The following is a 20,181-nucleotide window of genomic DNA, read 5'->3' as shown; positions in this document are numbered from 1 at the left end:
GCCCCATTGCCGCCGACCCCTATCCTTCTGCGTCCGCCGGGGTCCATGCGTTACGTCTCAGATGGGCTTGCCATACTAGAGTCCGGGTGATTTGGGAAGGGCGCGCGTTTGCGGCCATCCTGCCCGGCGGCGTCAACTGCCGAGAACGGATTGCAAAGCCTGCAACAGGTCAATGGTAAGCGACGGCTTGGAGACGACCGGCACACCGTCATAAAGCTTCAGGGCCGACGGCCCCTTGACCGTTCCGGTATGGAAGATGAACGGAATGCCCCGCGCCTGCAGCAGATCCGAGACCGGAAAGACCTCTTTGCCGTTGAGGTTGATGTCCAGAATGGCTGCGTCGATCTCGGAACTGCCGGATATGCGCAGCGCATCGGACATGCTGTAGGCAGGGCCAACGACCTCTCCCCCCAGCTCTTCGATATCGTCGGCCAGTTCGCCTGCCACGAGGATCTCATCCTCGACCACGAGGATGCGCCGTCCCTCGATCGACGAAAGCAGATGGTCAAGCCCGTCGGACAGACCGTTCGGGTCCGCGATGTTTGCGACATCCTTGCCAGTGGAGCGGTCTGCATCGGCGGCCCCGGGGGAATCGGATGTCCCATGATGGTGCCGCTCGGACATGGTTTACCTGTTCGCACGTCGAATGGCAGGAAGGGTGAGGCTTAGGCTCAGCCCGTTCTGCGTGCAGCGACGTTCCAGTCTGGCGTCCAGCTGCTTGATGGCCGCCTCGATGATACGGCAGCCATAGCCCTGTCTGGTTTGATCACGCATCGTTTCGGTTCCGGGCTTCAACGTCTCGACCCAGTCAAGGCTCACAAATTGCTGGCCCTGTATGTCCTCATGCACGTTCCAGGTAAGGTCGATCCGCCCGGAAATTGACGACAGCGCCCCATACTTCACCGCATTCGTGGCCAATTCATGAAGCAAGAGCGCGAGGGGCGTCAGCATGTGGGAAGGCAGCTGCATCAATGGCCCGTTGATCCTGATCTGGCTGGGACGGCTGGTCTGCCAATGTCCTGAATAGGGTGACATGATCTCTTGGATCAAATGACCGAGGTCGAAGCCCCCGTCGAATGTCTTCGCATTTCCGATCCCGTGGGCCCGACCGAGGGCGGCGATGCTTTCCACAAGGTCATTGAAGGCTGCGGTCGGATCAGTGTCCGCCGACGCGGCGGCCATGCGGGCGCGTTTCCGTATCAGGGCGATCACCACCGAGAAAAGGTTCTTGATCCGGTGGTTCAGTTCCTTCTGCATGTGCTCGGCAAGGATGGTTTCTGCCCGGGCTTCCGCGACCTTGCGGCCCTGATAGCTGATGACAAACCCGATGCCGCTGAGAAAGAGCGATGCCGTCGTGATCGAGATCAGCAGGTCCCGCAGTTCGACATTCGTTTCGATGTCGGCGGTATAGGCCGCCCCAACGATCGTCAGCATGAACCCGAAAATCAGCGGTCTGAAATTGCCAGACGTGCCTGTCAGGATCATCAGCGGGGCGAACCACAGGTATGGAAGATCATCCAGAAGGTTGCTTTGTCGGCCAAGAAGGCCAACCCCGAGCAGAACGACGAGGAGCGCATAATGGCTTGGTCCTTCGCCGGAAACCGCGTTCGAGAGATGATTGGCTGCCGAACGGCGGGAGGGAAGCGATAGGTCGAGGCTCATAACGAAGTCGGACTGGTTTATGCCGATGAAGTTCTATGACATTCCGGGCCGAATTGCAACTTTTGGTTGTCTTACGGCGCGATGCATTAACCTTTTTCGCGACGCGAAACGGAAAACGCCCACCTCGATCGAGGCGGGCGTTCCATCGAATAATCAGGTTGGTCCGGATTAGCGACGCAGGCCCAGACGCTGGATCAGGTCCAGATAGCGCTGCTCGTCCTTGCCCTTGACGTAGTCGAGAAGCTTACGACGCGAGGCGACCATTTTCAGAAGGCCGCGGCGGCCATGGTTGTCTTTCTTGTGGGTCTTGAAATGCTCGGTCAGCGTGGCAATCCGCGAGCTGAGGATCGCGATCTGCACTTCGGGGGAACCTGTGTCACCTTCTTTGGTGCCGAATTCCTTGATAAGCCGTGCTTTCTCTTCGACTGTGATCGACATCGGGGTCTCCTTTCAGAAAAGGGGTTATGGCGCAGGCCGGGATGTCGTCCAGCAAGGCCCGTGGAGTGAATTCGAGGCCTTTAGGCGATCGTGGATCGAAAGAAAAGAGAAAATCTCGCCATCTCAGGACGCAACAAGCTCGATCTGGCCCATTGCATCCGCCGTCAGGCCGGGCAGCGTTGCGACCGTCTCGCCATCGGCACGGACTGTCACGCCGTCGTCGTCTTCTTCGATCGTGATGTCGGGGTCGGGGCCGGTGCCGTCATATAGAATGATCAGGGTATCTTCGCCGCTTGTGTAGTCCTCGACGATCAGTGGTCCATTCTCGGCCTCTGCGACAAAGGTATCGAAGCCCGGGCCCCCATTGAGGATATCACCGGCACCGCCGATGATCCTGTCGTCACCTGCCCCGCCGTTCAGAAAATCGGCCTCCGGCAGTGCGCCTTCGCCCAGATGCCCGTCGATATGGTCGTTCCCGTCGCCGCCAAACAGTACGTCCTCGCCGGCGCCGCCCGTCAGGGAATCGTCGTCATACGAGCCCGATATCGCGTCTGAGCCTGTACCGCCTGCAAGCACGTCTTGGCCGCTGCCACCGTTGATCTCGTCGTCGCCAGTCAGACCAAACACGGTATCGTCGCCCACATGACCGAACAGATCGTCGTCACCATCACCGCCGAAAAGAATGTCGAGGCCGCCGCCGCCGTGCAATTCATCCTCGCCGATGCCGCCTGCCAGAAGATCGTTGCCCAGACCACCGTCCAGCAGATCGTCACCGCCCTGTCCCGCGAAAGCATCGTTCCCGTCGCCGAAGAATTGGAAATCATCGTCATCGGTGCCTGTGTTTCCCTCGTCCGAGAATGCCCCGGCGATCGGGCCAAATACTAGGCCGGCAAACGCAAGCGTCACAAGGCTCATGACAGCAAGCATGACAGGTTTCCTTTCCCATATGGGCCGTCGTTCCAGCCCTCGCCCCACACCGAAAGGACAGTACCATCGGGAACCGGCCCGGTGGCGGGAAATCTTAACTACTGGTTAACGGACGCCGGGTCCCAAGGCACCGGCTTCGTCGCATAGGCGACATAGAGAGGATGACGCGGATGGCCGTCCTTGGTGGTGCCCAGGCATGCCAAAGGGCGACCGGTCCTGATCATCAGCCGCGCCACATCATCGGCCCTGTTGAGAAGCGTTCCGTGAACGCCCCAGCTGCACAATGCGACGTCTGCCTTGTCGCGCAGCCACGTCTCGAGGGTGGACAGAATGATGCTGTCATTGGCCGGACCCACGGGCGAGGCTGCGCGCCGCAGCTTCGCCGGGTCGGTCTCGCGCCACGCGAACAGGTTCGTCGCGCGGAAGGCTCCGAACCCCAATGCGCGCGCCCGCCGCTCGCAGCGCTCGATCGTCGGGTCGTTCTGCGCCTCGGTGGCCTTCGACGGGTTGAGCATGACATACAGCAGCCGCGGGCCGCCTGCATCCCATTCGCGCGTCAGGGCATAGCGGTATCGCTCGCAATCCGAATAGATCGCGGAACTGATCACGCCACCCGACCTCTGGTGCCGCTCGATCAGTCCGTCACAGGACATTATTCGCCGATCTTGTCCTGCGTCTGCGTGTCGAAATCGCCCGCGTCGTGCCGTTCGTGCAATTGCAGTTCGGGCTCGCCGAAGGTCCGGTTCACCATGCGACCGCGCAGAACCGCAGGACGCGCGTCGATGGCCTGTGCCCAGCGCTGAACGTTGGCATAACTCGCCACGTCGAGGAATTCCCCCGCGTCGTAGAGCCGGCCAAGCGCCAGCTGGCCATACCACGCCCAGATCGCCATATCGGCGATGGTGTAGTGATCGCCCGTCATGAACTCCCGCTCTGCAAGGTTGCGGTCCAGAACATCAAGCTGACGCTTGGTCTCCATGGCGAAGCGGTCGATCGGGTATTGCCATTTCTCGGGTGCATAGGCGTAGAAATGGCCGAACCCGCCGCCCAGATAGGGGGCGGACCCCATCTGCCAAAACAGCCATGACAGCATCTCGGCCCTTTGGGCGGTGTTCCCGAGGAATGCGTCGAATTTCTCTGCCAGATGCAGAAGGATAGCGCCGGATTCGAAGACACGGATCGGTTCCGGCCCGGATTTGTCCAGCAGCGCGGGGATCTTCGAGTTGGGGTTTACATCCACAAAGCCCGAACCGAACTGGTTGCCATCCCCGATATTGATCAGCCATGCGTCGTATTCCGCATCTGAATGGCCCGCGGCAAGAAGCTCTTCGAACAGGACGGTAACCTTCACGCCATTGGGCGTCGCCAGCGAATAGAGCTGGAACGGATGGGTGCCGACCGGCAGGTCCTTGTCATGAGTGGGGCCGGCGATAGGCCGGTTGATCGAGGCGAACTTGCCGCCGCTTTCCTTGTCCCAGGTCCAGACCTTGGGGGGCGTATAGGTATCGGCCATGATGGAATTCCTTGCTTTCCTGTCGCGGCCAAGACGTAGCCCCAATCTTCGGAAAGGCCAAGGTATCCGGATGCCGGGCTCCCCGACGTCCGGTCCGGGGCGTCCGGGCCGTTGCTCACTCCGGGACGAAGACCCGGGATGGATGCAACTCGCCGCCCATGAACTTGCCGACCGCCACGGCCTTCCCGTCAAAGCTGGCCCAGGCTTCATCGCCATAGGCCGCCTCTCCGGGCAGGACGGGCGCGGGGTTGCCGTTGCGCAGCCGTCCCAGGCTGCTTTCGGGGCAGACAAGCTCGGGAAGGTCGGCCAGACCGTCTTCGAGCGGCCTCAGAAATCGGTCAAGCGCCGGATCCTTGGCCTCGGCGTCCAGAACCTCGAGGCCGATCCCCTCTTCAACGTCGAACGGGCCGGACCAGACGCGCCGCAGATCGCGAACATGGGCATGGCATCCCAATGCCTCGCCCAGATCCCGCGCGATGGAGCGGACATAGCCGCCCTTGCCACATGTCATCTCGAGCGTGACGTGATCCGGATCGGGCCGGTCGATCAGCAGCAGCTCTTCGACCCAGAGAGGCCGGGCCTCGATGTCGAATTCCTCGCCTGCACGAGCCTTCTTGTAGGCGCGTTCGCCGTCGATCTTGACCGCCGAGAACGCAGGGGGAACCTGCATGATCTCTCCGACAAAGGGGGCGAGGGCCTCCTTGATCTCGTCGTCGGACGGGCGATCCTGCGAAGTTGCGATCACCTCGCCTTCGGCGTCGTCGGTATTGGTCGCCTCGCCCAGCCTGACGGTGAATTCGTAGGCTTTCAGGGCATCGGTGATGTAGGGCACCGTCTTTGTCGCCTCGCCCAGCGCGACGGCCAGAACCCCCGTCGCGGCAGGATCGAGTGTGCCCGCGTGGCCGGCCTTTTTCGCGTCAAAGGCCCATTTCACCTTGTTCACGACTGCGGTCGACGTGATGCCCGCCGGCTTGTCGATGATCAGCCAGCCCGAAATGTTGCGTCCCTTGCGACGTCCCATGATCCCTCCGAGGATTAAGGGTTCGGCAGCTATCGGGTGTGGAGCCGTCGGTCAAGATGCGGGGTGCGGCCCTTGACACTCCCGCGGCGTGGGCGGAATTGAGGGCGATCAGGAGGATACTGAAATTCTTGAAAACCTTGCACTGACAACGCCCGGACAGATGGTTGTGGCGACACTTGCCGTCACGCTCGTCGGCCTTGCCAAGGGCGGGCTTGGTGGCGCCACCGCCCTGTTCGGCATGGTCATCCTGTCCACGGTACTGTCGCCTGTTCAGGCGGCCGGGATCCTGCTGCCGATCCTCGTGATCATGGATCTTGTGGGCGTCGTGATCTGGCGGGGCCAATGGGATCTGGGGATCCTCAAGATCATGTTGCCCGGTGCGTTGATCGGCATCGGTATCGGCTGGCTGACGGCGGCCATGGTCTCCGATGATGCGATCCGGCTGATCGTCGGATCGATCGCGCTTCTGTTCGCGTTGCGCTGGGCGTGGTCGTTGCGCGGCCCGAAGGCCGCACCGCGGCCCCACCACGCGGGGAGGGCCACGTTCTGGGGCGCGGTGTCCGGATACACGAGCTTCGTGGCGCATGCCGGCGGGCCGCCCTACCAGATCTATACGCTTCCTCTGGGGATGAAGCCTACGACCTATACCGCCACCAGCGTTCTGTTCTTCACCATCGTGAACGCGGTGAAACTGGGCCCCTACTTCTTTCTGGGTCAGTTCGCGACGGAAAACCTTCTGACGTCGGCGGTGCTGATCCCGATTGCGGTTCTCGCCGTGATGCTGGGCGCGGCCGTCGTCAAACGTCTCAAGCCGGCGGTCTTCTATCCGGTCATGTATGTGTTCATCTTCTTCGTATCGCTCAAGTTGATCTGGGATGGGTTGGGCGCCTTCTGACAAAGCGGGCCGTTAGCGATATCATTTCTCATTGTAAGGTTTGTTCGCGCCGGTAGAGTGCGCGCGATTCGGACGAAAGGAGTGTGACCATGACGATCCGTGCACTGGTCTGGGGCGAAAATGTTCACGAACGGGAAAATGCCGTTGTTGCAGGGGTTTATCCCGACGGAATGCACAATGCGATTGCCGCCGCGCTGAACGAGGATGACGGCATCACGGCGCGCAGCACCACCTTGCAGGAGCCCGAGCACGGCCTGACCGAAGAGGTGCTGGCCGAGACGGATGTCCTGTTGTGGTGGGGTCATGCGGCCCATGGCGCCGTTGCCGACGACGTGGTCGAACGGGTGGCGGAACATGTCTGGTCGGGAATGGGCCTGATCGCGCTTCATTCCGCGCATTTCGCCAAGATCTTCAAACGGCTCATGGGAACGCCGTGCAACCTAACCTGGCGCGAGGCCGGTGAGCGCGAACGCATTTGGCTGACATCGCGGAACCATCCGATTGCCCGGGGCCTGCCCGATCATTTCGAGCTTGAACAGGAAGAGATGTATGGCGAGCCCTTCGGCATCCCCGAACCGATGGAGACGGTTTTCGTCAGCTGGTTCCAGGGAGGCGAGGTGTTCCGCTCCGGCGCGACCTGGCGGCGGGGTGCGGGCAACGTGTTCTATTTCCGGCCCGGTCACGAGACCTATCCCACTTATTACGACGCGAATGTCCGCACGGTTCTGCGCAACGCCGTTCACTGGGCGCATAACCCGGCGGCCCGCGTCAGCGGAGTGACCGATGCGCCCAACATCCCCGTCGAGGTGGCTCTCGAACCCATCGAGGCACGCGGACCCAAGCTGCATGCCGATGGGGAGGAGGGCTTCCGTTGAGCGATATCCGCGTCCTGATCCTTGGCACCGGCGGCATGGCGAATGCCCATGCCGAGGCCTATGCCGCCATGGACGGGGTCGAGATCGTGGCCGGGATCGACCCCCATGCCGAAAGGCTGAAGGAATTCCGCGCGCGTCACTCGGTCCCCCATGGTTTCCAGAGCGTCGAAGACGCGATTGCCTGGGGCGAATTCGATGCCGTATCGAACGTCACGCCCGATTCCGTCCACTACGTGACGACCCTGCCGTTTCTCGCGGCGGGAAAGCATGTCCTGTGTGAAAAGCCACTGGCCGTGTCAGAGGCAGATGCGGCCGAGATGGCTGCAAAGGCCACGGCGGCTGGCGTGGTGAACATGGTGAACCTGACCTATCGCAATGTGCCTGCGCTCAACACCGCGGCGTCCATGATCGCGGCAGGCGAGATTGGCGCAATCCGCCATTTCGAGGCGGCCTACCTTCAGAGCTGGCTGACCCAGCCCGCGTGGGGCGAATGGTCGGAACAGAGCCAATGGCTCTGGCGGTTGTCGACGGCGCATGGATCGAACGGTGTTCTGGGCGATATCGGCGTTCATATCGTGGATTTCGCGACCCATGCCGCGGGCCTCGAAGTGGCCGACGTCTCGTGCCGCCTGACGACCTTCGACAAGGCGCCGGGCGGTCGGATCGATGAATACGTTCTGGATGCGAATGACAGCTTTGCGATGCACATGTCACTTGAGGGCGGTGCGACGGGCGTTGTTCACGCCACCCGGTTTGCCTCGGGTCACATCAACGATCTTTCGCTGCGCATCTTTGGAACAAAGGGCGGGCTCGAGGTCCGTTTCGAGCAGAACGAAAGCCGCCTGCGCGCCTGTCTTGAGCCCGATCTGATGACCGCGCGCTGGCATGACGTCGACTGCCCACCGGTCCGGACGAATTATCAGCGGTTCATCGATGCGATCCGTGACGGTGGTCAGGTGTTCCCCGATTTCCGGCGCGGAGCAAAGCTGCAAAGGGTTCTGGACCTTGCCGTGGCATCCGACGCGCAGGGCGGGCTCAATCAGCGGGTCTGATCCTCTCGGGGCTTGCCAGCCCTTCTGTGCTCGGTCAGTTTGACGTCAAAATTGCCCGTCAGATGGCCGAGCAGATGACAGAAACCGGCGGAACCGCCATCTATTTTCATCCTGATGCCATCGAGGGCGATGGACGCGAACTGGTGGGTCGCAGGTCTGCCGGATCGAGTTTTCTGAAGGGCTATCTGGAACACGCAGGCGGCGACACCCTTCGCATCGTAACCGATGTTGCCAATGCGGGCGCCACGTTCGAAAAGACTGTGCGTGCCATGGGCGAGACCCGCCCGATCGAGGCCCTCTCCCTGAAAACGGGCGCGTCCCTTGCCCCCGCCGGCACGATCTTCTTCCCGACGCCCGGCTATCAGCAGGCTCCGTGGCTGCGGATGCGGCAGGGGATGAACTCCGCCTCCTTCGTCGGGATCACCCATACGGTCTCCACCCGGCGGATCATCGAAGGGTTGCACAGCCTTCTGGCGCAACCCGTTCAGCCGTGGGATGCGATCATCTGCACGTCACGCGCCGTGAAATCCGTCGTGGCGACCCAGCTTGAAGCTGAAAGCCGGTTTTACATGGATCGGTTCGGTGCGAGCCGGGTTCCCGTGCCGCAACTGCCCGTCATTCCCTTGGGCATCGCCACGGGCGACTTTGTCCCGCGCGACGGTGCACGGGCGGCGTTGCGGGGCCGGTTCGACGTGCCCGAGGATGCAATCGTCGTAATGACGATGGGTCGACTGAGCGTCGTCGAAAAGGCAAATCTGACACCTTTGGTGATTGCTCTCGAGCAGGTCGCGGACCGCACCGGCAAGGATATCCATCTCTGGGTCACCGGATGGACCAAACGCGAAGATGAAGAGGCGCTTCATCACGAGGCCCTCGACCGGCTTTGTCATCGGGTCGAGGCGCGGATCCTCGATGGGCGGGAGCCCGATCTTCGCCGCGACATCTGGGCTGCGGCTGATATCTTTACGCTTCCGGTCGACAGCATTCAGGAAACCTTCGGCCTCGCCCCGGTGGAGGCGATGGCCGCTGGATTGCCTGTCGTCATGCCCGATTGGGACGGGTTCCGCGACACCGTGCTGAACGGCAAGACCGGATTTCTCGTTCCGACGCGCACCATGCCCCCTGGCACCGGCGACGTTCTGGCCCAGAGATTTGCCAACGGGCAGGATGGATATCTCCAGCATCTGGCCCTGGTTCAGGCACAGGTTCAGATCGATGTGCCGGCCTATGCCGATGCGCTAGAGCGGCTGATCACCGATGCAGAACTGCGCGCGCGGATGGGCGCACAGGGGCAGGCTCATGTCCGGGCATCCCTCGACTGGTCGGTGGTGATCCCGCAATACCTCGATCTGGCCGCAGCCCTCGCCGAACAGCGGAGACAGGCAAAGCCTGAACGCCGGGTCAATCCGATGGCGATCGATCCCTTCACGCTCTACCGGGAGTATCCAAGCGGCCATATCCGGGCCGATGACCGGGTTCGTCTGAACGGGACGCCGGGAAAAGAAGATATCGAACTTCACGACAAGCTGAGTGCGCGCCAGCTGTATCACCGGCATCCGGTGCCTCTTGATCAGCTGCACATCGCCTGCACCATGCTTGGGCAACACGGTGAGGTCAGCGTCGCGGAACTGGCGGAACTGATGAAGATGAAGGTAACCCGGGCCATGGTAATCGTCATGATGCTGGCGAAATCGGATATGGTTCGTTTTGCGACCGGACCCCGACCGGACCAATAGACAGGCAAGGAACTGCGTGATGCGTTTATCAGTACATTTCGAGAATGCCGCTGGCGGAGAAGGGAAGGGCCCCGTCTCGGTCGGATGGTTCCTGAACGAGAACAAGGGCTCGATCATTTATGATGCGCCCGAACGGGTCAGGTCGGTGGACCTGAACAAGCGGCACGCGAAATCGGCCTCGCGCTGCCCGGCGGTGATCAACCTCGAAAGTCGCTACTTCGTCGTCAAATGCCCATTCGATCTGAACATCGGGTTCGATCGAAACAAGGACGGGAAGCCTGTCCTGCGCAATCTGGCGGGGGAACGCAGTTCGATCCGGGCGTCGAAACTGGGCGAGAAGCTTCACCTCACCAACGAGGCAGAGTGGCGCAATGAAGACGTGCCCACAATCCAGCTGGCGTTGCCTTACGTGTTCATCTCGGATGAGCCCGTCTATGCCAGTCAGGTCGCCCCGTTCATGCATTACCGGAAAGAGGCCCTTCCGGGCACGATCTTTGGCGGCCGTTTCCCCATCAATGTCTGGCCCCGGCCCCTGATGTGGGCCTTCGAATGGCACGAGCCCGAAAAGCCGATCGTGGTCAAACGCGGGGAGCCGCTGTTCTATGTCACGTTCGAGACGGCACCGCAGGATCGCAGCATTTCCCTTGTCGAAGCCGAAGTGACCCCTGAACTGAACGACTACATGGAGATGATCTCGGGTTCGGTAAATTACGTGAACCAGACCTTTTCGCTGTTCGAGGAGGCCGAGGCCCGACGTCCGTCAAAGCTTCTGTCCCCGCGTCGGCGTGACTGACCCATGGGGCAAAGCGAAGAAATCCGTCTCGGCAGGCTTCGTGATCTCGCGCTGAAATGCCACAAGGCCGACCAGCTCGACGAGGCGATGGCACATTATTCCCGCTATCTTGCACTAGCCCCGAAGGACGGGATGATGTGGTCCAATGCGGGTGCGCTGCTGCGCAAGTCCGGTCGACACCAGCTTGCCCTTGCCGCCCAGAGGCGTGCCGCGGGTCTTGAGCCCACCTCGGATGCAGTGCGTAACAATCTGGCCAATATCCTTGCCGATCTGGGCCAGAACGAAGAGGCGATCGAGTTGCGCATGGCTTTGTTGTCCCGCGGGGGCGGCGATGCGATGACAAAGGCGCTGATCGGCAAGTCCTACCGATCGCTTGGCCGATATGACGATGCGGTGTCATGGCTGACGACCTGTCGGGAACAGCATCCCGATCACTCTGAAATCGGCATCCAGCTGGCCATGGCGCAGTTGGCGGCGCAGGATTATGCCAACGGGTTCAAATCCTTCCGCATCCGATGGCAGACCGACGAATTGACACCGCGGAACCTGCCGCGCCCCGAATGGCAGGGCGAAAGCCTTGCCGGGAAACGCATCCTCGTCCTGCCGGAACAGGGCTTTGGCGACGCGATGGCGTTTTCGCGCTTCCTTCCGGCGCTCAGAAGGTTCGACCCGGAACAGGTGCTGCTTTATTGCGAGAAACCGGTCGCTTGCCTCTATGAGGGCATCGATGGCGCCGACTGGACGGGGTCCCGGATGCCCGACCCTCAGGAATATGACGTCTGGGTCAACCTGTTGGATCTGGCCATCGCGCATTTCGACGCGACCGAGAAGGTGCCCCGGCCGGCGGCTCTGACTGTCCCGTCAGACAGTCGGGATCGTGCCGCGGCCTTGATCGCCCCCTATCGGAGCGACGTGCGCGTCGGGGTGATCTGGACCGGTTCGACGACCTATCGCAACAATGTCTTCCGTTCGTTCCTGCATACCGAGTTTCATCGGTTGCTGGGGCTCGAAGGTCTGCGGCTGTTCTCGCTCTACAAGGGGCCGGAACTGGCGGCATTTCAGGCGGATGGCTCGGCGATCCCGATCGTCGATCTGGGCAGCATGGACCGCCATTTCGGCGATTGCGCCGCTCTCATGCTCGAGATGGACCTTGTCATCACGTCGGATACGGCGACGGCGCATCTCGCGGGGTCTTTGGGCGTGCCGGTCTGGACGCTTCTGCACTGGGATCCGTTCTGGCTCTGGACCCATACGGGCAACCGCACCCCGTGGTATCCGTCGATGACTCTGATGCGTCAGCAATCGCCGCATGACTGGGACGGGGTGTTTCACCGTGTCGAGCGCAGGGTCGCTGATCTTGTGGCTGCAAAACTCGCGGAGGGCCGGAGATGACGGACATTCTCGTACCCGTGTCGCCGGGAGAACTGGTCGACAAGATCACTATCCTGCGCCTGAAGTCCGAGCGGATTTCCGATCCCGCCAAGCTGGAAAACGTCACGCGGGAACTGGAGTTGTTGAACTCCATCGCCCAGAGCTCGCTTCCTCATGACATACGTCTGACGGCACTCACCGAAGAGCTTCTTGATACGAATTCAAGCCTTTGGGACATTGAGGACGACATTCGCCGCTGCGAGGCACGGCGCCACTTCGGAGAGAGTTTCATCGCGCTTGCCCGAGCCGTTTATATCACCAACGACCGGCGTGCCGAATTGAAGAAGGAGATCAACCTTCTTCTGGGTTCAAGGATCGTCGAGGAGAAATCCTATGCCTCGATCGACAAGGCCGCCGAGGAATGATGCGCCCGACGATCGAAGAGGCCATCGACGCCCTGCGCGCCGCCGAGACCGATCTTCTTGCCCAACTCAAGACAGAGCGTGGCCGGCGCCGTGGGGCGTTGAACCGTCAGCTTCATGACCTGCGCCGCAGGCTCCGGCCCGATGGCTACCGTTTTGTCAGCCAGGCGGGGCAGGACCTTGTCGTGGATCGTCTGTTCAAGGCCAAACGCGGTGGAACATTCGTCGATATCGGCGGCTATGACGGTGTCAGCGGGTCCAACACCTTCTTTCTCGAGATGTTCCGGGGGTGGACCGGTATCCTGATCGAACCGGTCACCACCCAGGTGGAGGCAGCCCGAAGAATCCGACGATGCCAGTGTCGGCGCCTTGCCATCGCGCGAGTTGATGGAGAAGAAGATTTCATTGAGATTTCAGAAGGCTACACCCAGATGAGCGGCCTTGCCGCGTCTTACGATCCCGGGCTGCTCGATACCGTCCGGGCCGACCCCCGGCACAAGGAAACCGTTGTCAAAGTGCCCACGCGAACGCTTTCTGCTGTGCTGGGCGAAGCAGGCGTGCCGGACCCTGATTTCGTCTCTCTTGATGTCGAGGGGGCGGAGATCGCGATCCTGTCGGAGTTTCCATTCGACAGGCACCGGGTCGGTCTCTGGTCGATCGAGAACAACACCGGCTCGCCTCGTCTGGGCCAGATCATGCGACCGGCAGGATACGAGTTGATCGAATTCTGCGGCCCTGACGAATTATGGCGCAGACGCGACCTTTGATCCGGATTTGAGACGTTAGGTCTCTCGTTAAGCGCCCTGCGTCTATCCATTCCCCGGGTGAGACGGAAAAGGGTTGTGGAGATGGGTTCAAAGTCGAATGCGCCGATAATCATCAAGCGAAAGAAGGTCGTCGGCGGCGGTGGCCATCATGGCGGCGCCTGGAAGGTGGCCTATGCGGATTTCGTGACGGCCATGATGGCGTTCTTCATGTTGATGTGGCTTCTCAACGCCACGACAGAGCAGCAACGCAAGGGGTTGGCCGATTACTTCGCGCCCACGGTGGCGATCAGCCGGACATCCGGCGGGGCCGATGGCAACTTTGGCGGGCTCGATATCATGAGCGATGACACCCTTGTCATGTCGAGCAGGGGTGGCGGCTTCATCACCGGCGAAACCAGGTCGGAAATGACTGACGAGGAAAGCGACAGGCTGTCTTCGGTCGCGGCCGAGGTGCAGGCCTTGCGCGACCTTGAACAGGTTCTTCTTGGTCAGGGCGGGGAAAGCCTTATCGCGAAAGAGGCATTGCGCCATGTCATCACCCGGCTGACCGATGAAGGTCTGGTCATCGAATTGTTTTCTCTTCCCGATGTGCCGCTATTCGAGGATGGAACGGCGGCTCCCGCGCCCATGACACGCGACCTTCTGGCGATGATTGCACAGGTCTCGGAACTGGTCCCGAACGAGATCGCGGTCGCCGCGCATGTTCCGGCGCAGCCGATCGTGCTTGCCCAGTCGCCTGTCTGGGATCTGACGGTAAGCCGTGCCGCCGCGACCCGGCTTGCCCTTGAAGACGGAGGACTCGATCCCGCCCGGGTCGCGCGAATGACAGGTCACGGTGACCGATCGCCCGCGGTCGAGCCCGCGGTTGCGGTGCGCAATGACCGTATCGAAGTCACTATCCTGCGGGACCTGGAATGACGGGGCAAAGAGCTTTGGATTTTAGTCATTAGGCCAGCGTTAAAGGCGAATGGCTAAGGCTTGGCGCAATCCATGTCGCTAATGACGCAGAAAGGCTCATCATGACCATTTCCTCTTCGCTCAATGCCAGTGTCGCCGGCCTGACCACAACTGCCGGTCAGCTTGCCACCATTTCCGACAACATCGCGAATTCGTCGACATATGGCTACAAGCTGGCCTCGGCTGATTTTCATTCGATGGTCAATAACACCGGTTCAGGGCTCTATACTGCAGGGGGGGTCACGCTGTCGGTCATGCGGCTGATCGATCAGTCGGCCGCCCTGATCGCCACGGCGAACCCCACGGACCTCGCGGTCCGGGGAAGCGGCTTTCTTCCCGTCACGTCGCTTTCCGCGATCGGTAGCGGCGAGATGCCGATGGAGCTTGCCACGACCGGATCCTTCCGGCTGAACGCGGACGGCTACCTCGAAAGCACTTCCGGACTTGTTCTTCTGGGATGGCCCGCCGATGCAAACGGGGACATTCCCAACTATCCCCGCGATACCGCCGTCGGGCTGGAGCCGATCCAGATCAATACCGGTCAGGTCATGGGCGAGCCCACGACGGCAATCGACATGATCGTCAATCTGCCGGCCACTGCGACCGAGTTCGATGCCGATGGCACACCCGAGACGCTGACCATCGAATATTACGACAACCTCGGAAAATCGCAGACACTGACCGTCACCTTTTCGCCGACCATCCCGGCGGCCGATGCCTCCAACGAATGGACGATGACAATCACCGATTCCGCCTCGGCCGGGGCCGTTGTCGGTGAATATGTCCTGACCTTCGATGCCGAACGAGACAATGGCGGAACACTGGACAGTGTCACGACCATTTCCGGCGGCCCCTATGATCCGGCGACTGGCAGCTTTGAGATCGACGTCGCCGCAGGGCCAATCAGCGTCACCATCGGTGAGCTTGGCGCCAGCGGCGGCATGACACAGCTCGCCGATGAATTCGCGCCCAGCACGATCTCCAAAGACGGTTTCGCAGCCGGCAACCTGACCTCGGTCGAGGTTGATGCGAATGGCAATGTCTACGCATTCTTCGACAACGGCATGTCGACCAAGGTATATCAGGTCCCGCTGGTTGGCGTGCCAAATCCCAACGGGCTGTTCGTGAAAGATGGTCAAACCTACACGATTTCGCCTGAAAGCGGGGACTTCTTCCTTTGGGATGCGGCCGACGGACCTGTCGGTGACATCGCGGCCTATGCGTTGCAGGCCTCGGCCACCGATATCGCGACGGAACTGACCAACCTGATCGAAACCCAGCGGGCCTATTCGTCCAATGCCAAGGTCGTGCAGACCGTGGACGAGATGCTGCAGGAGACAACCAATATCAAGCGGTAAGCCGCAAAGTGATGGAGACTAAGGGATGAGTATTTCACATTCGCTGGCCAATGCCCTGACCGGCCTGACGGCATCCGCACGGATGGCGGAGGTCGTGTCATCGAACCTTTCGAACGTCATGACCGATGGGTATGGCCGGCGGGTGGTGGATCTTTCGGCGCAACAGCTTGGCGGTCGGGGCGCCGGCGTCCAGATCGACGGGATCAGCCGTATCATCGACCGGGGCGTTCTGGCCGAACGCCGCCTTGCCGAAGCGGGGATGGGGTTCACATCCACGCACAGCGGGGCGCTGTCCCGTCTCGAGGCCGCAATCGGCATGATCGACGACGCGGCGAGCCTTGCCGGTCGCGTCGCCGCGCTGGAGGCCGCCTTAACCTCCTCTGCCGTCAACCCGTCGAATACTCTCCAACTGGAAGAGGTCTTGTACCGACTTCAGGATCTCGCCCGCGCCTTCAATGACGACCAATCGGCAATCTCGGACCTGAGGGAAGAGGCCGACGCAGGCATTGCCCGGGACGTTGACACGCTCAATACGGCCCTTGCCCGCATAGAGACGCTCAATACCGATATTGTCGCCGCAAGAAGCCGCGGCGCTGATGCTTCCGGTCTGATGGATCAGCGGCAAGCCGTGATCGATACGATCGCGACCATCGTTCCTGTTCGGGAGGTCGAACGGGGCAATGGTCGCATCGCCCTGATGACCACCGGTGGTGAATTGCTGATTGACGGACAGGCCCCTGAATTCGGCTTTGTCAGGTCCGCCACGATCACGCCTGGCATGACACTGTCCGGCGGAGCGCTGTCTGGCCTGACCCGAAATGGCGTGCCCTTCGACTATGCGAACAACCTTGATGGCGGCACACTTGGTGCTGCGTTTCGCATTCGCGACGAAACGATGCCGGCGGCACAGGCGCAACTTGATTCCATGGCGCGGGACCTGATCGAGCGTTTCCAGGACCCCGCCTTTGACCCCACAATCGGCGGAGGTCTCGCCGGGCTATTCACCGACAGCGGCGCAGCCTTCGACCCCGCCGATGAACTGGGCGTTGCTGGCCGGATTGCAGTGAATTCAGCCGTGGATCCGGAGAATGGGGGCGATCTGACCCGGTTGAGGGACGGTGTCGGCGCCGTGTCTCCGGGACCGGTGGGTGACGCCGGACAGCTGAACTCCTGGATTGCTGCGCTTACCGATCCTCGGATCCTGTCGATTGGTGGATCGGCGCTTGGTGTGGCCGAACATGCGGCCGAGTTTGCCACCTCGATCGCGATGGACAGGGTTCGTTCTGAGGATTCCGCAGCTTTCGCAGCTGGCCGATACAATGCCGCGCGCGAAGCCGAACTGGCCAGCGGCGTCGATACTGATCAGGAATTGCAGCTGCTTCTTCAGATCGAGCAGGCCTATGCCGCCAACGCAAAGGTGATTGAAACCGCGGATGCGATGATCCGCCGACTGATGGAGCTGTGAACTCGCCATGACTTATTCAGGCTTGGGCGATATGGCCCGTTACTTCACGTCATCCCGCGTCAATTTCGATATTCGAACCCGGCTCGACGCTTTGGCAAGAGAGCTTTCCACCGGATTGAAGCTCGACCCGGCCCGCGACCTTGGCGCCGAGGCGGCGCGCGTGCCTGAGATCGAACGCCGACTTGCCCTCGTCGATCGTCAGGTGTCTTCGGCAAGCCAGATCGCTGATCGGCTTGGCGTGATGCAGGCGAGCCTCGAGAACATCTCGACCATCGGGACGAATCTGATGGGGCAGCTGAATTCGCTGAGCCAGAGTTCCGGAAACGACTGGCGACAGGATGCCGCCAGGCTTGGCAAGGGCGCTATCGAGGATATGGTGTCTACCCTGAACACGCGTTTTGCGGGATCATTCTTGTTTTCCGGCGTCGCCGAAGACGGGCAAAGCCTCTCGTCAGCTCTGGTCATTCTTGATGATATCGGAACCGCGATTGCCGGAGTGACGACTGCCGATGATCTGATCAACGCGATCGACAGTTGGTTTGCGGATACAGGCGGTGGATTCGAAACAATAGCCTATCTGGGCGACAACGGTGACGCCGCCGAACGGCGGATCGACGATCTGACGTCTATCAGGATCGATCTTCGCGGTGATGACCCGGCCCTTCGCGAGTTGATGGCGGGCGCGGCCCTTGCTTTTTTTGCCGAAGACCAATCGATCGTACTCTCGGATGCGGAGCGCGATGCGGTGATCGACCGGGCCAGCCAGTCCTTGTTCAGCGCCTCGTCGGGTGTTGCAGATCTGCGCGGCCGTTTGGGCGGGCTCCAGCAGCGGGTCGATGACGCGCGGGCCCGGCTGACGGCGGAGCAGACATCGTTTGGCTTGATGCGTAGCACCCTGCTGGCGGCGGATCCGTTCGAAACGGCAACCGCACTCGAACAGGTGCAACTTCAGCTTGAAACTCACTACGCTGTAACGGCCCGGCTGTCGCAGCTCAGTCTGACGAGGTATCTGTGATGTCTGCGTTCAGGGCGCTGCTATGCGGTGCGATCATGGGCTCTCTGCCGATCTACGCAATGGCGTCGCCGGTCCGGCTCAAGGATATCGTCGAATTTGACGGGGTCCGAACGAATGATCTGGTGGGTTATGGTCTTGTCGTCGGGCTGGATGGCACGGGCGACGGATTGAGAAACTCGCCGTTCACGGAAGAAATCATGACCAACATTCTCGAACGGTTGGGTGTCAACGTCACGGGGGAGCAGTTCCGACCGCGCAATGTCGCGGCGGTCCTCGTCACGGCCAGCCTGCCGCCGTTTGCCCGAGCCGGCAGTCCGATTGATGTCACCGTTTCGGCCATCGGGGACGCGTCGAGCCTGCGCGGGGGCACGCTGATCATGACGCCGCTGAACGCGGCCGATGGTGAAATCTATGCCGTGGCGCAAGGGTCGGTCATCTCAAGTGGAATCACCGCAGAAGGGGATGGTGCGCGGGTTACACAAGGTGTGCCGACTGCTGGGGTAGTCCCGGCCGGGGCACGCGTCGAACGGGAGGTCGCATTCGACTTCGCCGAGCTGGATACGATCAGGCTGGCGCTTCGAACGCCGGACTTCACAACAGCCAACCGCATCGAGAGTGCCTTGAACGCGGCGTTTCCGGGCACTGTTGCCTTGATGTTGGATGCGGGAACGGTCGAACTGAACATCGCATCGACGGGGGCCCTGTCCCCGGCGCATGCGGTGAGCCGGATTGAGAACATCGAGATCGAGCCTGAACGCCGCGCGCGCGTCGTGGTCGACCAGAGATCGGGGACGATCGTCATGGGGGAGGATGTACGCATCAGTCGGGTCGCCGTCAGCCAGGGCGGATTGACCATCCGGATCGCAGAGGAGCCGCTGGCCATCCAGCCCAACCCGTTCTCCCCCGGAGAGACTATCGTGGTCCCGCGCACCAGGGCCGATATCGAGGCAGAGCCCGGGATCGGATTGGCTGAAATCAGCGACGGCGCGTCCTTGTCCGAAGTCATAGAGGGTCTGAATGCTCTTGGCGTCGCCCCGAACGACATGATCGATATCCTCAAGAGCATCCGTGCGGCCGGTGCGTTACATGCCGAATTCATTGTCAGATGAAGAGACGAGAACGTCGATCCTGGAAGGCACAGTTGCTGAGAACCTCAGCTCTTGCTGCCGGAACGTTTTGCTGACGGTCCTAGAAATAGCTTTGAACAAGACTGCCTGCGATCAGGCTCCAGCCGTCGGCCACGACGAAAAACGCCAGCTTGAACGGAAGCGAGACGATGGCAGGTGGCACCATCATCATACCCATCGACATCAGGATGGCGGCAACGACGAGATCGATGATCAGGAATGGCAGGAAGATGACGAACCCGATCTGAAAGGCCTTAGCGATCTCTGATAGCAGGAATGAGGGAACAAGAACTGACAATGGTGCATCCGTTGCCGGGATTCGAGCTGGAAAATCGGGTCTCAGCGCTGCCAGCGTTTCGAACGTCTGGGCATCAACGCGGTTCGCCATGAAGCCGCGGAATGGCTCGATCGCAAGCATGAATCCGTCCTCGACCGCGATCTGACCCTCAAGTACCGGCTCGATTCCAAGGCGCCATGCCTCGATCATCACCGGTTCCATGACGAAGTAGGTGAGAAACAGTGCCAGCGTCACGATCAGCATATTGGGCGGGGATTGCTGCAGGCCGATTGCCTGGCGCAGGATCGCGAGAACCGTGACGATATAGGGAAAGCAGGTGATCATGACCAACAATCCCGGCACGAGGCTCAGCACCGTTATCAGGATCAGTAGCTGAACCGAGCGGGTTGCCAGGGCACCCTGGTCACTGAAATCGATGCCGAAATCCTGCGCGACTGCAGGGCCCGAGAAAAAGATCAGCATCGTGATGAGAGCAAGGCGCAACATCAG

At 61.1% G+C, this 20,181-nt stretch carries 21 protein-coding genes; 13 read left to right on the top strand and 8 right to left on the bottom strand.

Annotated elements, in window-relative coordinates:
* Positions 1-132: 132 nt before the first annotated feature.
* The 7 genes from EP376_RS09875 to truB form a co-directional block, all read right to left on the bottom strand.
* Complete coding sequence (locus EP376_RS09875; RefSeq protein ID WP_127655374.1) at positions 133-624, bottom strand: response regulator; 492 nt, start codon at positions 622-624, stop codon at positions 133-135.
* Between the two features lie 3 nt (positions 625-627).
* On the bottom strand, positions 628-1,662 hold the full coding sequence (locus tag EP376_RS09870; RefSeq protein WP_127655373.1) for a sensor histidine kinase: 1,035 nt from the start codon (positions 1,660-1,662) through the stop codon (positions 628-630).
* 168 nt (positions 1,663-1,830) lie between these two features.
* Positions 1,831-2,100 carry a 30S ribosomal protein S15 gene (rpsO, locus tag EP376_RS09865; protein ID WP_127655372.1) on the bottom strand — a complete coding sequence of 90 codons (270 nt, stop codon included), beginning with the start codon at positions 2,098-2,100 and terminating at the stop codon, positions 1,831-1,833.
* A 123-nt stretch (positions 2,101-2,223) separates the two neighbouring features.
* The gene (locus tag EP376_RS09860; RefSeq protein WP_127655371.1) at positions 2,224-3,027 is read right to left on the bottom strand and encodes a calcium-binding protein; all 804 of its coding nucleotides are present in this window, start codon (positions 3,025-3,027) and stop codon (positions 2,224-2,226) included.
* A 98-nt stretch (positions 3,028-3,125) separates the two neighbouring features.
* On the bottom strand, positions 3,126-3,665 hold the full coding sequence (locus tag EP376_RS09855; RefSeq protein WP_420837125.1) for a DUF1643 domain-containing protein: 540 nt from the start codon (positions 3,663-3,665) through the stop codon (positions 3,126-3,128).
* A gap of 14 nt (positions 3,666-3,679) precedes the next feature.
* Positions 3,680-4,540: a glutathione-dependent disulfide-bond oxidoreductase gene (gene yghU / locus EP376_RS09850; RefSeq protein ID WP_127655369.1), complete on the bottom strand. Its 861-nt coding sequence runs from the start codon at positions 4,538-4,540 to the stop codon at positions 3,680-3,682.
* A gap of 115 nt (positions 4,541-4,655) precedes the next feature.
* Positions 4,656-5,561, bottom strand: a complete 906-nt coding sequence (gene truB, locus EP376_RS09845; protein WP_127655368.1) for a tRNA pseudouridine(55) synthase TruB — start codon at positions 5,559-5,561, stop codon at positions 4,656-4,658.
* 160 nt (positions 5,562-5,721) lie between these two features.
* Between truB and EP376_RS09840 the strand changes: the two genes are divergently transcribed.
* The 13 genes from EP376_RS09840 to EP376_RS09780 all read left to right on the top strand — a co-directional run bounded on the left by EP376_RS09840 (position 5,722) and on the right by EP376_RS09780 (position 19,376).
* A complete protein-coding gene (locus EP376_RS09840) occupies positions 5,722-6,456 on the top strand; it encodes a sulfite exporter TauE/SafE family protein (protein WP_127655922.1) in 735 nt (244 codons plus the stop codon).
* An 89-nt stretch (positions 6,457-6,545) separates the two neighbouring features.
* Positions 6,546-7,331, top strand: coding sequence for a ThuA domain-containing protein (locus EP376_RS09835; RefSeq protein WP_127655367.1), 786 nt, complete (start codon positions 6,546-6,548; stop codon positions 7,329-7,331).
* On the top strand, positions 7,328-8,383 hold the full coding sequence (locus EP376_RS09830; RefSeq protein WP_203330985.1) for a Gfo/Idh/MocA family protein: 1,056 nt from the start codon (positions 7,328-7,330) through the stop codon (positions 8,381-8,383). The genes EP376_RS09835 and EP376_RS09830 overlap by 4 nt, the downstream gene beginning before the upstream one ends.
* Positions 8,384-8,457: 74 nt before the next feature.
* On the top strand, positions 8,458-10,119 hold the full coding sequence (locus EP376_RS09825) for a glycosyltransferase family 4 protein (protein ID WP_164744900.1): 1,662 nt from the start codon (positions 8,458-8,460) through the stop codon (positions 10,117-10,119).
* 19 nt (positions 10,120-10,138) lie between these two features.
* Positions 10,139-10,912, top strand: coding sequence for a hypothetical protein (locus tag EP376_RS09820; RefSeq protein ID WP_127655365.1), 774 nt, complete (start codon positions 10,139-10,141; stop codon positions 10,910-10,912).
* 3 nt (positions 10,913-10,915) lie between these two features.
* The gene (locus tag EP376_RS09815; protein ID WP_127655364.1) at positions 10,916-12,304 is read left to right on the top strand and encodes a tetratricopeptide repeat protein; all 1,389 of its coding nucleotides are present in this window, start codon (positions 10,916-10,918) and stop codon (positions 12,302-12,304) included.
* Entirely contained in the window at positions 12,301-12,708 is a 408-nt protein-coding gene (locus EP376_RS09810) for a DUF6165 family protein (RefSeq protein ID WP_127655363.1), read from the top strand. The genes EP376_RS09815 and EP376_RS09810 overlap by 4 nt, the downstream gene beginning before the upstream one ends.
* Positions 12,705-13,472, top strand: a complete 768-nt coding sequence (locus tag EP376_RS09805) for an FkbM family methyltransferase (protein ID WP_238928709.1) — start codon at positions 12,705-12,707, stop codon at positions 13,470-13,472. The genes EP376_RS09810 and EP376_RS09805 overlap by 4 nt, the downstream gene beginning before the upstream one ends.
* Before the next feature lie 81 nt (positions 13,473-13,553).
* Positions 13,554-14,390, top strand: a complete 837-nt coding sequence (locus EP376_RS09800; RefSeq protein ID WP_127655362.1) for a flagellar motor protein MotB — start codon at positions 13,554-13,556, stop codon at positions 14,388-14,390.
* Between the two features lie 101 nt (positions 14,391-14,491).
* Positions 14,492-15,787, top strand: coding sequence for a flagellar hook protein FlgE (locus tag EP376_RS09795; RefSeq protein WP_127655361.1), 1,296 nt, complete (start codon positions 14,492-14,494; stop codon positions 15,785-15,787).
* A 25-nt stretch (positions 15,788-15,812) separates the two neighbouring features.
* Positions 15,813-17,252, top strand: a complete 1,440-nt coding sequence (gene flgK / locus EP376_RS09790) for a flagellar hook-associated protein FlgK (RefSeq protein WP_127655360.1) — start codon at positions 15,813-15,815, stop codon at positions 17,250-17,252.
* A 7-nt stretch (positions 17,253-17,259) separates the two neighbouring features.
* Positions 17,260-18,267: a flagellin gene (locus tag EP376_RS09785; protein ID WP_127655359.1), complete on the top strand. Its 1,008-nt coding sequence runs from the start codon at positions 17,260-17,262 to the stop codon at positions 18,265-18,267.
* Positions 18,267-19,376, top strand: a complete 1,110-nt coding sequence (locus tag EP376_RS09780) for a flagellar basal body P-ring protein FlgI (protein WP_127655358.1) — start codon at positions 18,267-18,269, stop codon at positions 19,374-19,376. Before EP376_RS09785 ends, EP376_RS09780 begins: the two co-directional genes overlap by 1 nt.
* 79 nt (positions 19,377-19,455) lie before the next feature.
* On the opposite strand, the gene fliP is transcribed toward EP376_RS09780, so the two are convergent.
* Positions 19,456-20,178 (bottom strand): flagellar type III secretion system pore protein FliP, encoded by a 723-nt coding sequence (fliP, locus tag EP376_RS09775; RefSeq protein ID WP_127655357.1) that lies wholly within the window; start codon positions 20,176-20,178, stop codon positions 19,456-19,458.
* Positions 20,179-20,181: the final 3 nt, after the last annotated feature.

Source organism: Alexandriicola marinus (genome assembly GCF_004000435.1).
Classification (GTDB): Bacteria; Pseudomonadota; Alphaproteobacteria; order Rhodobacterales; family Rhodobacteraceae; genus Alexandriicola; species Alexandriicola marinus.
The sequence above is the reverse complement of the archived record's forward strand: the minus strand, read 5'-3'. Positions and strand labels throughout refer to the sequence as shown.

Coding starts and splice junctions, on each gene's coding strand:
- EP376_RS09875 (WP_127655374.1), bottom strand. CDS start 624: ATGTCCGAGCGGCACCATCATGGGACATCCGATTCCCCCGGGGCCGCC.
- EP376_RS09870 (WP_127655373.1), bottom strand. CDS start 1,662: ATGAGCCTCGACCTATCGCTTCCCTCCCGCCGTTCGGCAGCCAATCAT.
- rpsO (WP_127655372.1), bottom strand. CDS start 2,100: ATGTCGATCACAGTCGAAGAGAAAGCACGGCTTATCAAGGAATTCGGC.
- EP376_RS09860 (WP_127655371.1), bottom strand. CDS start 3,027: ATGCTTGCTGTCATGAGCCTTGTGACGCTTGCGTTTGCCGGCCTAGTA.
- yghU (WP_127655369.1), bottom strand. CDS start 4,540: ATGGCCGATACCTATACGCCCCCCAAGGTCTGGACCTGGGACAAGGAA.
- truB (WP_127655368.1), bottom strand. CDS start 5,561: ATGGGACGTCGCAAGGGACGCAACATTTCGGGCTGGCTGATCATCGAC.
- EP376_RS09840 (WP_127655922.1), top strand. CDS start 5,722: ATGGTTGTGGCGACACTTGCCGTCACGCTCGTCGGCCTTGCCAAGGGC.
- EP376_RS09835 (WP_127655367.1), top strand. CDS start 6,546: ATGACGATCCGTGCACTGGTCTGGGGCGAAAATGTTCACGAACGGGAA.
- EP376_RS09825 (WP_164744900.1), top strand. CDS start 8,458: ATGACAGAAACCGGCGGAACCGCCATCTATTTTCATCCTGATGCCATC.
- EP376_RS09820 (WP_127655365.1), top strand. CDS start 10,139: ATGCGTTTATCAGTACATTTCGAGAATGCCGCTGGCGGAGAAGGGAAG.
- EP376_RS09815 (WP_127655364.1), top strand. CDS start 10,916: ATGGGGCAAAGCGAAGAAATCCGTCTCGGCAGGCTTCGTGATCTCGCG.
- EP376_RS09810 (WP_127655363.1), top strand. CDS start 12,301: ATGACGGACATTCTCGTACCCGTGTCGCCGGGAGAACTGGTCGACAAG.
- EP376_RS09805 (WP_238928709.1), top strand. CDS start 12,705: ATGATGCGCCCGACGATCGAAGAGGCCATCGACGCCCTGCGCGCCGCC.
- EP376_RS09800 (WP_127655362.1), top strand. CDS start 13,554: ATGGGTTCAAAGTCGAATGCGCCGATAATCATCAAGCGAAAGAAGGTC.
- EP376_RS09795 (WP_127655361.1), top strand. CDS start 14,492: ATGACCATTTCCTCTTCGCTCAATGCCAGTGTCGCCGGCCTGACCACA.
- flgK (WP_127655360.1), top strand. CDS start 15,813: ATGAGTATTTCACATTCGCTGGCCAATGCCCTGACCGGCCTGACGGCA.
- EP376_RS09785 (WP_127655359.1), top strand. CDS start 17,260: ATGACTTATTCAGGCTTGGGCGATATGGCCCGTTACTTCACGTCATCC.
- EP376_RS09780 (WP_127655358.1), top strand. CDS start 18,267: ATGTCTGCGTTCAGGGCGCTGCTATGCGGTGCGATCATGGGCTCTCTG.
- fliP (WP_127655357.1), bottom strand. CDS start 20,178: ATGTTGCGCCTTGCTCTCATCACGATGCTGATCTTTTTCTCGGGCCCT.